The organism is Maribacter arenosus, assembly GCF_014610845.1.
Classification (GTDB): Bacteria; Bacteroidota; Bacteroidia; order Flavobacteriales; family Flavobacteriaceae; genus Maribacter_A; species Maribacter_A arenosus.
Genome location: NZ_JABTCG010000001.1, coordinates 354,140 through 365,531, shown reverse-complemented (window position 1 = coordinate 365,531; position 11,392 = coordinate 354,140). Strand labels below are relative to the sequence as shown.

8 protein-coding genes are annotated in these 11,392 nt (G+C 39.8%); 7 read left to right on the top strand and 1 reads right to left on the bottom strand.

Translation table 11 applies throughout. From position 1 onward, the window contains the following. Positions 1 to 188: 188 nt before the first annotated feature. From HPE63_RS01655 to HPE63_RS01625, 7 genes are all read left to right on the top strand, one after another. Positions 189 to 944: a Rossmann-like and DUF2520 domain-containing protein gene (locus HPE63_RS01655; RefSeq protein WP_188312488.1), complete on the top strand. Its 756-nt coding sequence runs from the start codon at positions 189 to 191 to the stop codon at positions 942 to 944. Then, the gene (locus HPE63_RS01650; RefSeq protein WP_188312487.1) at positions 937 to 1,464 is read left to right on the top strand and encodes a KdsC family phosphatase; all 528 of its coding nucleotides are present in this window, start codon (positions 937 to 939) and stop codon (positions 1,462 to 1,464) included. The genes HPE63_RS01655 and HPE63_RS01650 overlap by 8 nt, the downstream gene beginning before the upstream one ends. A 2-nt stretch (positions 1,465 to 1,466) precedes the next feature. After that, positions 1,467 to 2,054: a Maf family nucleotide pyrophosphatase gene (locus HPE63_RS01645; RefSeq protein WP_188312486.1), complete on the top strand. Its 588-nt coding sequence runs from the start codon at positions 1,467 to 1,469 to the stop codon at positions 2,052 to 2,054. Between the two features lie 32 nt (positions 2,055 to 2,086). Further along, the gene (locus tag HPE63_RS01640) at positions 2,087 to 3,037 is read left to right on the top strand and encodes a septum formation inhibitor Maf (RefSeq protein ID WP_188312485.1); all 951 of its coding nucleotides are present in this window, start codon (positions 2,087 to 2,089) and stop codon (positions 3,035 to 3,037) included. A gap of 3 nt (positions 3,038 to 3,040) precedes the next feature. After that, the gene (locus HPE63_RS01635; protein ID WP_188312484.1) at positions 3,041 to 3,574 is read left to right on the top strand and encodes a mechanosensitive ion channel domain-containing protein; all 534 of its coding nucleotides are present in this window, start codon (positions 3,041 to 3,043) and stop codon (positions 3,572 to 3,574) included. An 82-nt stretch (positions 3,575 to 3,656) separates the two neighbouring features. Then, positions 3,657 to 6,188: a PIG-L family deacetylase gene (locus HPE63_RS01630; protein WP_188312483.1), complete on the top strand. Its 2,532-nt coding sequence runs from the start codon at positions 3,657 to 3,659 to the stop codon at positions 6,186 to 6,188. A gap of 105 nt (positions 6,189 to 6,293) precedes the next feature. Then, a complete protein-coding gene (locus tag HPE63_RS01625) occupies positions 6,294 to 8,030 on the top strand; it encodes a sodium:solute symporter (RefSeq protein WP_188312482.1) in 1,737 nt (578 codons plus the stop codon). 52 nt (positions 8,031 to 8,082) lie between these two features. Here the strand turns inward: HPE63_RS01625 and HPE63_RS01620 are convergent, their stop codons facing one another. Beyond that, positions 8,083 to 11,295 (bottom strand): glycoside hydrolase family 2 TIM barrel-domain containing protein, encoded by a 3,213-nt coding sequence (locus tag HPE63_RS01620; RefSeq protein ID WP_188312481.1) that lies wholly within the window; start codon positions 11,293 to 11,295, stop codon positions 8,083 to 8,085. Positions 11,296 to 11,392: the final 97 nt, after the last annotated feature.

Sequence of the window (11,392 nt, the reverse complement as noted above, 5' to 3'; positions counted from 1 at the left end):
CGGTATTTTATATATAATAAAAGGGCTTTTAACAAAGCCAAAAATAATTGAGTGCGTTGCGGTGACAAACCATTACGACAAAAGGCTCGAGATTCTTACAATAACCCAATGGCATGAAATTCGTAAACGAAGATTCGATACTTTCCAAAAATTTTCAACAAGATTAATTATATGGTTATTTTCGCAGTATGATCAGAATAGTTATCCTAGGAGCTGGTAATGTTGCCAAACATTTATTTAAGGCCTTTATGGCCCAGGAAGAACTTGAGGTCGCACAGGTTTATGCTCGCAATCCTAAAATGTTATCGTATTTTGGGGCCAATACAAAGACAACATCGGATCTCACGAAAATTGAAACCGCGGATATCTATGTTCTGGCGGTCAGCGATGACGCCATATCGGAGTTATCGAAACAATTGAACCTAAAAAAAGGCTTATTGGTGCACACTTCGGGTAGTGTATCTATCAAAGCCTTGCCAAAAGGTGTTAGGCGAGGCGTATTTTATCCCCTTCAAACCTTCAGTGCGAACAGAATCGTTGATTTTAAAGAAATTCCGATTTGCATTGAAACCACAAATAAAGATGATTTTAAGCTTTTAAAGCATATGGCCTCCGCCATATCGGATACCGTGGTACCTTTGTCGACCAAGCAAAGAAAAGCCATGCATTTGGCGGCCGTTTTCGCCAACAATTTTACCAATCACATGTATCATCTTTCCCATGAGCTCTGTGAGCAGAAAGAAATTCCGTTTGAATTATTGTTTCCATTGATTAAAGAAACTGCCCGTAAATTAGAGGGATTATCCCCTTTTGATGCTCAAACGGGACCTGCTAGAAGAAACGACAAGGGCACGATAAAAAGGCATTTGGCCCAATTGAAAAGTAAAAAACAAAAGAAAATATACTCCCTATTAAGTAAATCAATTCGAACAACCTATGGATAAAAGTTATAAGCAATATTTAAAGGACATTACCACTTTCGTTTTCGATGTGGACGGCGTTTTTACCGATGGTACGGTACTGGTGACTTCTGAAGGTGAACTATTACGAAGAATGAGCGTAAAAGACGGATTTGCCCTTAAAACTGCAGTGAACAAAGGATATAACGTATGTATAATAACAGGGGGTACCAATGAAGGCGTAAAAATGCGCTTACAGGGCTTGGGTGTAACTACTTTCTATATGGGTGCCCACAATAAGGCGGAACCCCTTGACGAATATTTGGAGGATTACGGCATATCCCCGGACAACGTATTGTATATGGGTGATGACCTGCCGGATATAGCCCCAATGCAGATGATAGCCTTACCTACCTGCCCCCAAAATGCCGTGCAAGAAGTAAAAGCGACCTGTAAATATATTTCCCATAAAAGTGGCGGGGATGGATGTGTACGTGATGTGGTTGAACAAGTATTGAAGGTCCGTGGCGATTGGTTTGAAGACTTCAGCGATGCCGATGCCTAGCTATGTGGAAGAATAAATTGGAAGGTTATAAGATAATTTTGGCTTCGGGTTCCCCAAGAAGGAAACAATTCTTTGAGGATATGGGCTTCGTATTTGAGGTACGCTTAAAGGAAGTCGATGAAGTATACCCATCGGATTTGAAAGGAAGCGACATATCTGACTATCTCGCTGAATTAAAAGCCAATGCATTTACCGGTTGTCTTTCTGATAGGGAGATATTGGTTACCTCGGATACCGTAGTCTGGCAAAAGGGAAATTCCTTGGCCAAACCGACAAATAAAGAAGAGGCATGTGCAATGCTCCAAGCATTGTCGAATGACTGGCATGACGTCATCACTTCAGTCTCTTTTACCACCAAAACCTCCCGTAAAACGGTGAACAACACTACAAAGGTTAAGTTCAAGTCACTCTCCGAAGAGGAAATCCTGTTTTATGTAGAAAACTACAAACCCTATGACAAGGCCGGTGGTTATGGCATTCAAGAGTGGATCGGACTTATAGGTATTGAGGAAATAAAAGGTTCTTATACCAATGTTGTAGGATTGCCCACCCATTTAGTTTACAAAACGTTAATGGATATGGTAGGTTAATCGATTTTAAGTAGTTTTATAAAAAAGGGTCTATGAAGAAGTGGTTGAAATTAGAAGGTTTACTGGTACTTTTTGGGTCAATTTGCATAGTGTTCGAATCCTGTCATGAAAATAAAAATCAGGAGGGAATTGGCGACATGGCTATGAACAAAACTGCGGTAAAACCCATATCTAAAAAACCATTATCGAAAGAGTTCAAAGATTATTGGTATGCCGGAAATGCCGAAGTAACCTCCTATGCGTTGGAACAGGCCCATTATGGCGAGTTACGGGAAGGGAAAGCCGTTTTGATATATGTTACCGAACCTTTTGTTGCCGACCTGCAAGTGAAAGCAGATCAAAATGACCCTACGAATATTCCGGTATTAAAATTGAACAGTACAAAAAAATATCTTACAGGAATTTATCCTTATTCGATAATGAACAGTAGTTTTTATCCCGTACATGACAATCAACATGCCTTGAAAGTCACTTTTTCGTCCCAGGATTGGTGCGGACATGTTTTTACCCAATTGAACAATCGGGAAAAATTCAATATTAAGTCATTCTCATATTTCGAAAATGAAGGGGATAAAGATTTCATGTTAGAAAAGAACCTGCTCGAAAATGAACTTTGGAACAAAATCAGAATCAATCCCTCTGCATTACCGCTTGGTAATTTTGAAATGATTCCTTCCTTTGAATTTCTTCGGGTATCCCATAAGGAGTTGAAGCCATATCCGGTTAGTGCAAGTGTAGATACCTCTGAGAGTATCACCACCTATAAAATAACGTATCCCACATTGCAAAGAACACTTGAAATCAACTTCAATTCTGACTTCCCTTTTAGTATTGAAAGTTGGTCCGATTCTTTCACAAGCGGGTATGGGGATAATGCCAGAACCATGGTTTCCAAAGCATCAAAGATCAAAACTATAAAAACTCCGTATTGGCGACAAAATGGAAATAACAGTTTATCTTTGCGCGATACATTAGGACTTTAATTTATGGAAGAATTTATTGCCATTAACCAACAAGAAATTTTGGTAACGATTATTTCGCTTGTTGCACTTTTGATTTTAAAATATTTAAGTACCAAAACAATACGAAGAATCGGCCGGATCAGCGACTTGAACCAAGCCCGAACCCGTTTGATCATTAAATATGTGAATATTGCCCTTTTTACAGTGGGTATTGGGGTGTTTACCTTTATTTGGGGCGTGAATTTCAAGGAAATCGGCCTGCTGTTTTCTTCGGTCTTTGCGGTAATAGGGGTTGCCCTTTTCGCCACTTGGTCGATACTGAGCAATATTACCGCTGGGATTATTTTATTTTTCTCCTTCCCTTTTAAAATCGGTGATCGCATCAAGATTTTGGATGGTGATTTTGCCGAAGAAACCGAAATAATGGATATAAAGGCCTTTCATTTGTACTTAAAAAAGGACAATGGTGAATTGGTTACCTATCCCAACAACCTCATGTTGCAAAAAGGGGTGGCATTGATAGCAAAAAACAGTCTTTCAGACGATGAGGCCCTTTAATAGAGATCTTGTTAAAGAAAATGTAAATGTTGCTTGTCGCTTGTGTTTCTTTATATCTTTATCAACCAACTAAAACAAAATCATGTACAGGTCATTGGTATCCTTTTTGGGAATCCTATTTTTTTTCTTTACCTCATTTGCCCAAGCACCCAAAAAGAATTCTTCTTCTGATATTTACCATGCTATCCAAAAATTGAACTTTTTGGGATCTGCTTTATATATTGCGGCACATCCCGATGACGAGAATACAAGGTTGATATCATACTTATCTAACGAAGTAAAGGCGAGAACCGCATATTTGTCGCTTACCCGGGGTGATGGGGGGCAAAATCTTATAGGTCCTGAGCTAAAAGAACTGTTAGGGGTGTTACGAACACAAGAGCTCTTGGCGGCCCGCAGTATTGATGGTGGGGAGCAGTATTTTACGCGAGCGGTTGACTTTGGTTACTCAAAACACCCAACTGAAACCTTAAAAATCTGGAATAAGGATACCGTTTTAGGGGATGTAGTTCGTATGATCCGAAAATTCAGGCCTGATGTGGTCATTAATAGATTCGATCACAGAACCCCTGGTTCAACCCATGGTCATCATACTTCATCGGCCATTTTGAGTGTTGAGGCCTTTGATCTGGCGGCAGATATAAATTCCTTTCCCAATCAATTAGGGGAATTGGAATTGTGGCAACCCAAGAGATTGTTCTTCAATACCTCATGGTGGTTTTACGGAAGCGAGGAAAAATTCAATAACGCCGATAAATCCAAAATGCTAAATTATGATATTGGGGTGTACTATCCGATTTTAGGGCGATCGAACAATGAAATTGCCTCATTGGCCAGTAGTCAGCACCGGTGCCAAGGATTTGGAAGGCTCATGTCCAGAGGCAGTGAAAATGAATATATTGAACTATTAAAAGGGGATTTACCCCAAGATAAGAAAAATGTTTTTGATGGTATAGATACAACATGGTCGAGGGTTGAAGGTGGCGATGCAGTCGGGGCCATTCTTTATGGGATTGAGGAAAACTTCAATTTTAAATACCCGACCACGCATTTAAAAGGACTTTTACAGGCGCATCGATTACTACAGAAAATCCCCGATACCCATTGGAAAAAAATAAAATCCAAAGAATTGGAAGATATCATTGCCGCTATAACCGGATTGTATTTGGAAGCTTCCTCAGAAAATCCAATGACCAATCCTGGGAGTAGTGTATCACTGGCTATTGAGGCATTAAATCGCAGCAATGCCGAGGTTAAATTAAAATCTATTAAGATTGGCAATATAATTTCCTCGGACAAGGATATCGTACTTGCTAATAATGAAAAAGTCAATTTAAAATTCGATTTTACAGTTCCGGAAAACACCGATTATACCAGCCCATATTGGCTGAAGAAAAAAGGAACTTTAGGCATGTATACGGTTGATAACCGGGATTTAATCGGCAATCCTGAAACTCCACCAGCATTCCAAGCCAGTTTTGTTTTAGATTTTGAAGGTTATCCTATTACCTTTAATAAACCCGTAATACATCGTTATTCCAGACCCGATATGGGTGAATTATACCAACCTTTTGATATTTTGCCAGAGGCCACGGCCCGATTTGAGGATAAGGTTATCATTTTTGCCGATGGAAAATCAAAAGTAATCCCCGTTACCATAAAAGCACATCGGGATAGTATTAAAGGGGAAATTGTTTTTTGCCATGCAGAAGGATGGAAAGTGGAACAAGAAAGCAAACCTTTTGAGATAGCCAAAAAAGGTGATGAACAAATTGTACTTTTTGAATTGGAACCACCAGCACACGAAGATCAAAATTTTATTTCGCCTATTATCAAAATAAATGGGAAGGAAATATCAAAGGAGTTGGTCACCATTGCCTATGACCATATACCCTCCCAGTCGGTATTGATACCCTCAGAGGCAAAAGTCGTACGCTTGAATATCCAAAAAGTCGGGGAACATATTGGCTATATCGTCGGTGCCGGTGATGAAGTACCAAAAAGTCTGGAACAAATCGGCTATCAAGTCCATTTAATAGACCCTAATTCTATAAACCCAGAAACCTTGAACAAATATAGTGCGATTGTTATGGGTATTAGGGCATATAATGTTGTTCCTGAATTAAGGTTCAAACAAAAATATTTGTTTGATTATGTTGCGAATGGCGGTAATTTGGTAGTACAGTACAATACGGCAGGTAGATGGGATGAACAATACAAGGATATTGCCCCTTTTCAACTTACCTTGTCAAGGGATAGGGTTACCGAAGAGGATTCCGAGGTCGATATTATTGCAGAAAATCATGAATTGGTCAACTATCCCAACAAAATAACGAAGGCTGATTTTGAAGGTTGGGTACAAGAACGAGGCCTCTATTTCCCTGATGCATGGGACTCCAATTTTACTCCAATCCTATCGATGCACGACGAAAATGAAACTGCAAAAAAAGGAGGTCTATTAATTGCGCCCTATGGCAAGGGGCACTACATATATACCGGTTTAAGTTTTTTCAGGGAACTACCAGAAGGTGTCCCCGGGGCTTATAAACTATTTGCCAATATGCTGTCTGTTGGTAAGAAAAATTTGGATAGAAAAACCAATGTAAAAGGTTGATTATGGAAAACGAACTCGTCTGGAAAAAAGAATATACCCTGGTTTTGATCTTGAACATCATCTACATTTTAATTTTTGGTTATCTTATGACAGCTTATATGTAATATGGGGACTTTAGATTGGTTAATACTTTCAGGAACACTTTTATTCATCGTCATCTATGGTGTTTGGAAGACCCGTGGAAGTAAGGATGTAGACGATTACGTAAGAGGGGGCAACCAGTCTAAATGGTGGACCATTGGCCTATCGGTCATGGCTACCCAAGCAAGCGCCATTACCTTTCTTTCTACGCCTGGCCAGGCATTTCATGATGGTATGGGTTTTGTTCAATTTTATTTTGGACTTCCCCTAGCCATGATTATCATTTGCTTGGTTTTTGTGCCCATCTATCACAAATTAAAGGTCTATACCGCCTACGAATTTTTGGAAAATCGCTTTGATGTAAAAACAAGGTCACTGGCTGCTATTCTCTTTTTATTACAGCGTGGGTTGGCTGCCGGTATCACAATTTTTGCCCCGTCGATTATTCTTTCAGCCGTTCTGGGATGGGATTTAAAAACATTGAACATTATTATTGGCACATTGGTAATCATTTATACCGTTTCTGGTGGCACAAAAGCGGTGAGCGTTACCCAAAAACAACAAATGTTCATCATTATGATAGGTATGTTCATGGCCTTTTTCTTTATTTTAGGCTACCTACCTAATGATATAGGTCTGGAAAAGGCCCTTAAGATTGCGGGGGCCAGTGATAAACTGAATATCCTAGATTTCAGTTTTGATACGAAAAGTAGGTACACATTTTGGAGCGGTATTACTGGCGGATTGTTTTTGGCATTGGCCTATTTTGGAACCGATCAAAGTCAGGTACAACGTTATTTGTCCGGTAAATCGGTACGGGAAAGCCAATTAGGCCTTATTTTTAATGGTATTTTAAAGATTCCGATGCAATTTTTCATTTTGTTGGTCGGGGTAATGGTTTTCGTTTTCTATCAGTATAATCCTTCGCCTCTGAACTTTAATCCAGTCGCAACAAATGGAGTTTTGAATTCGGAATATGCCGATGATTATAAGGTTTTACAACAACGACAAATTGAATTGGAATCCGAAAAGGTAATCGCACAAAATAAATTTGCCATAGCCTTGGACCTTAAGGAATTTACAGCGGTTGAAGCGGCCAAAATGCAGGTCATCGATATTAATAAAAAGGATAGTACAAATAGGGTCGCTGCCAAGGCCTTGATAAAACTCGCTGACGACTCCATAGAGACCAATGACAAGGATTATGTGTTCATACATTTTATTTTGAATAATCTCCCCAAGGGGCTTATTGGATTGTTACTCGCGGTAATTTTATCCGCAGCCATGTCGTCTACCGCTTCTGAGCTGAATGCGCTGGGTACCATTACCGCCCTGGACTTATATAAACGCAGTAACACCTCTAAGAATTTTTCTGAAAAACACTATGTCAGGGTCTCCAAAGGTTTTACACTATTATGGGGAATTATCGCCATTTTAATAGCTTGCGTTGCCCACCTTTTCGATAATTTGATACAATTGGTGAATATCATAGGCAGTATATTTTACGGTAATGTTTTAGGGATTTTCCTTCTGGCCTTCTTTATTAAATTTGTAAAGGGGAATGCGGTGTTCATAGCGGCCATATTAACACAAATATTGATTTGTATTACCTACTACAACCTGATTCATATTTACCCTGCTGGGCAGGAGAAATTAGGTTACTTATGGTTGAATTTCATCGGGGCAGCTCTAGTTATTTTCTTCTCAATATTGTTCGAGGCCTTTGACAGATTATTGAAAAAACCACCTATAGAGACCTAAAAGTATAGAACAAAGCGGTCATAGATAACTATTCGCCAGTGGAGTCTTCTATTTAACGCAGGGGTCTGATCACATAACTAAAGGATAAATTTTCAGGTTTTATCTGGTACTTGTCCAAAGCCATTAAACCCCAGCTGTTATCACCACCTACACCCATTTGTTTGTAGTCGATGTTAATGTTGACGAAATCACGTTTTACGATATCCACGGTATGACGTTGTTGTTTGGTGTCCCCTGCGTCAAAATCGGTATTGTATTGATGGTGGGCACTGAAATCAAATACCTGAGGGGCATATATCCCAATACCATCCCCTGATGCATTTTTAAATGTCAGCCAACGTACATCGCATCTATTTCCATTTTCCTGTGGTCGTATATACGGATAATATAAATCGTCTACAGATGCTTCATAGGTGCCAACCAAGGCCGCTGTTTTTCTGTCCTGATAGTTTTCATGGGGTCCCCTACCATACCAAGTCACTTTTTGATATTCATCCTTAATGATCAAGTTGGTACCAAAACGTGGTAAGACTGGTTTATCTTCAGCAATATTGTTTAATTGCGTTAGGACCCTTATCTCCCCTTGGTCATTGATGTCATAGGTAATACTTACTCCGCCCTTCACGGCATCCAAAGCAAATTCCGATTTAACTTGAAGCGTGCCATTCTCGACTTTAAACGGATTACCGCTTAATTTCAAAACATCCATAGATTGCTGGTCTTCGGCAGATGTGATCGTCATTTGTGCCAATTTTTGGTTCGTCGTGGCATCTTTCCAAGCTTTGAGTTTTTTTGGCATATTATACCCAAAATCATTGTCTGTGGTGGCTCTCCAGAAATTGGCCGTAATGGCTTGGACCAAAATATTGCCCTTACCATAATCAATCGATGTTAACTCCCCTTTCCCAGCATCGAAATGCACTTCAAAACCATTGCCCCGAACAATCAGGGTATTGTTTTCTGATGTAATGTCAAGTCCATCATTTACATTGGCCGTGGTAAATGCTTCAGGCGTATATGGGGTGAGTTGAAATTGATCATAGGCTATTACATAATTCGAGGGCACCAAAGGGGTTGCCTCTTTGGTGTGCGCATACAGATTAAGAAAGTATTCCGCTTTGGTATCATCAAGCTTGGGCATATCGATTTGGATTGATTTTGTCTCACCCGCAGCAACATCTAGCGTAGGCAGTACCCCTGTGGCAATCTCCGCCCCGTCCTTAAACAATTTCCAATTGAATTCAAATTGGTTCAAATTCAAGAAGTCGTAGGCATTTTGGATTAAAATTGAACCAGCCTTGGCATTTTTATCCTTGAATTTTATGTATTGATACACTTTCTTCACTTCATGCAATGATGGATGCCCACTCCTATCTGGGTTTACCAAACCGTTCAAACAAAAGTTGCCGTCATTCTGGTAATCCTTCCCCCCTAAATCACCACCATATGCCCAATATTCCTGGCCTTGCTCATTTTTTGTCAGTAACCCTTGATCTACCCAGTCCCATATAAATCCTCCTTGCAAAACATCATATTTTTCAATGACATCCCAATATTCTTGAAGATTACCTACGCTATTTCCCATGGCATGGGCATATTCACATTGAATTAAAGGTCTTTTAGGATTATTCCCTGCATAGGCGACCATATCGGGAATCCGCATATACATAGGCGCTTGGATATCGGTATTTTCGTATTGTGTTGCCCCTTCATACTGTACAGGACGTGTTTCATCATGGGCCTTCAACCAATCGTAGGTGGCTTGGAAATTGGCCCCGTTACCCGCCTCGTTCCCTAAGGACCAAGTGATAATACTGGGATAATTCTTATCCCTTTCGAACATTCGTATGGTACGATCTAAGTGCATTTCCTTCCATTGGGGAAGATAGGCCGGATGGACTTTCTGGGCTTCGATATCCGTATCGAGGCCTTGATTGGTCGCCCCCATGCCATGATTTTCGATATTTGCCTCATCGATAACATAAAAACCATATCTATCGCACAACCTGTAGAAATGGGAGTTTTTGGGATAATGGCTGCAACGGATCGCATTCAGATTATTTTGTTTCATGACCGTAAGGTCTTTAAGGGTAAGTGCTTCACTTACAACATGCCCTGTCTTGTCATCATGATCATGGAGATTTGCGCCTTTTAACAATACTGCCTTACCATTGACCAAAAACTGATTGTTTTTTATCTCCACTTTTCTAAAACCTACTTTTACCGCGGTTGCCTCTAAAACGGAGCCATCCTCCTTTAGAAGATTTATCAACAAAGTATATAAGTTTGGGATTTCGGCATTCCAAGACTTGATATTTGGTAGGGCTTTTTCAAAGATCAATTGACTTACCTCTTTGCCTTGTTCGAGTTTTCGGGTTTCAGCATACATTTCTTTTTCACCGTCCAATAATTTTATTTGTGCACTTTTGGCCTCTGCCCTTGCCCCATGTACGATGTCTAACCCTAGTTTTAAAATGCCAACGGTATAGTTATTTTCCAAATCCGCAATTACCTTAAAATCCTTAAGGGTCGTTTTAGCCGTTGCATAGAGATAAACATCCCGATCTATGCCACTCAATCGCCAAAAATCCTGGTCTTCCATATAACTGGCATCGGACCATCGTAATACCTGTACTGCTATAGTATTTTTACCAATATTCGCACATTTGGTGATATTATAGGCTGCGGGTGTTTTACTACCTTCATTATACCCTACCATTTCACCATTTACCCATATATACATGGCACCACTGACACCTTCAAAATGCAAATAAATTTCCTTGTCGCTCCAGGTATCCGGAATTTCAAATTCACGCTTATAACTACCCACAGGATTGGTTTCATGGGGTATATGGGGCGGATTTGGTGGAAACATATACGTGACATTGGTATAAAAAGGAATGCCATGGCCTTGTATTTCCCAATTGGAAGGAACGGGTATTGTATCCCATCCCCTAAGATCAAATTCATTTTTATAAAAGTCTGTTGGTCTTTTCATGGGATTTTCGGCATAGTAAAAATCCCAGGTTCCGTTCAATGATCTATATAGGGGTGATTGCTCCCAACTTTCATTTTCAAGTGCCGCTTCAGCACTGGTATATCTATAAAACGAGGCGGTAGGTTCTTCACGGTTTATATGGAATATCTCAGGGTTTTCCCATTCAGGATTTTCCCATTTTTCAGCGATATATGTTGGTTTATCATCTATATTCATACAAGCATTCAGACCTATGAAAATGGTGGCGTAAATTATTAATCTAGACATATCTCAAATTTGGTAGGGTGACTGTTCAAAAATACGATATTAACGCCTCTTCCATTGGTTTTAGGGCATAAAAAAACCCTGACGATATCGTCAGGGT

What these genes read in the sequence shown, in the direction of transcription:
- HPE63_RS01655 (WP_188312488.1), top strand. Translation starts at nt 189, where the DNA reads ATGATCAGAATAGTTATCCTAGGAGCTGGTAATGTTGCCAAACATTTA.
- HPE63_RS01650 (WP_188312487.1), top strand. Translation starts at nt 937, where the DNA reads ATGGATAAAAGTTATAAGCAATATTTAAAGGACATTACCACTTTCGTT.
- HPE63_RS01645 (WP_188312486.1), top strand. Translation starts at nt 1,467, where the DNA reads ATGTGGAAGAATAAATTGGAAGGTTATAAGATAATTTTGGCTTCGGGT.
- HPE63_RS01640 (WP_188312485.1), top strand. Translation starts at nt 2,087, where the DNA reads ATGAAGAAGTGGTTGAAATTAGAAGGTTTACTGGTACTTTTTGGGTCA.
- HPE63_RS01635 (WP_188312484.1), top strand. Translation starts at nt 3,041, where the DNA reads ATGGAAGAATTTATTGCCATTAACCAACAAGAAATTTTGGTAACGATT.
- HPE63_RS01630 (WP_188312483.1), top strand. Translation starts at nt 3,657, where the DNA reads ATGTACAGGTCATTGGTATCCTTTTTGGGAATCCTATTTTTTTTCTTT.
- HPE63_RS01625 (WP_188312482.1), top strand. Translation starts at nt 6,294, where the DNA reads ATGGGGACTTTAGATTGGTTAATACTTTCAGGAACACTTTTATTCATC.
- HPE63_RS01620 (WP_188312481.1), bottom strand. Translation starts at nt 11,295, where the DNA reads ATGTCTAGATTAATAATTTACGCCACCATTTTCATAGGTCTGAATGCT.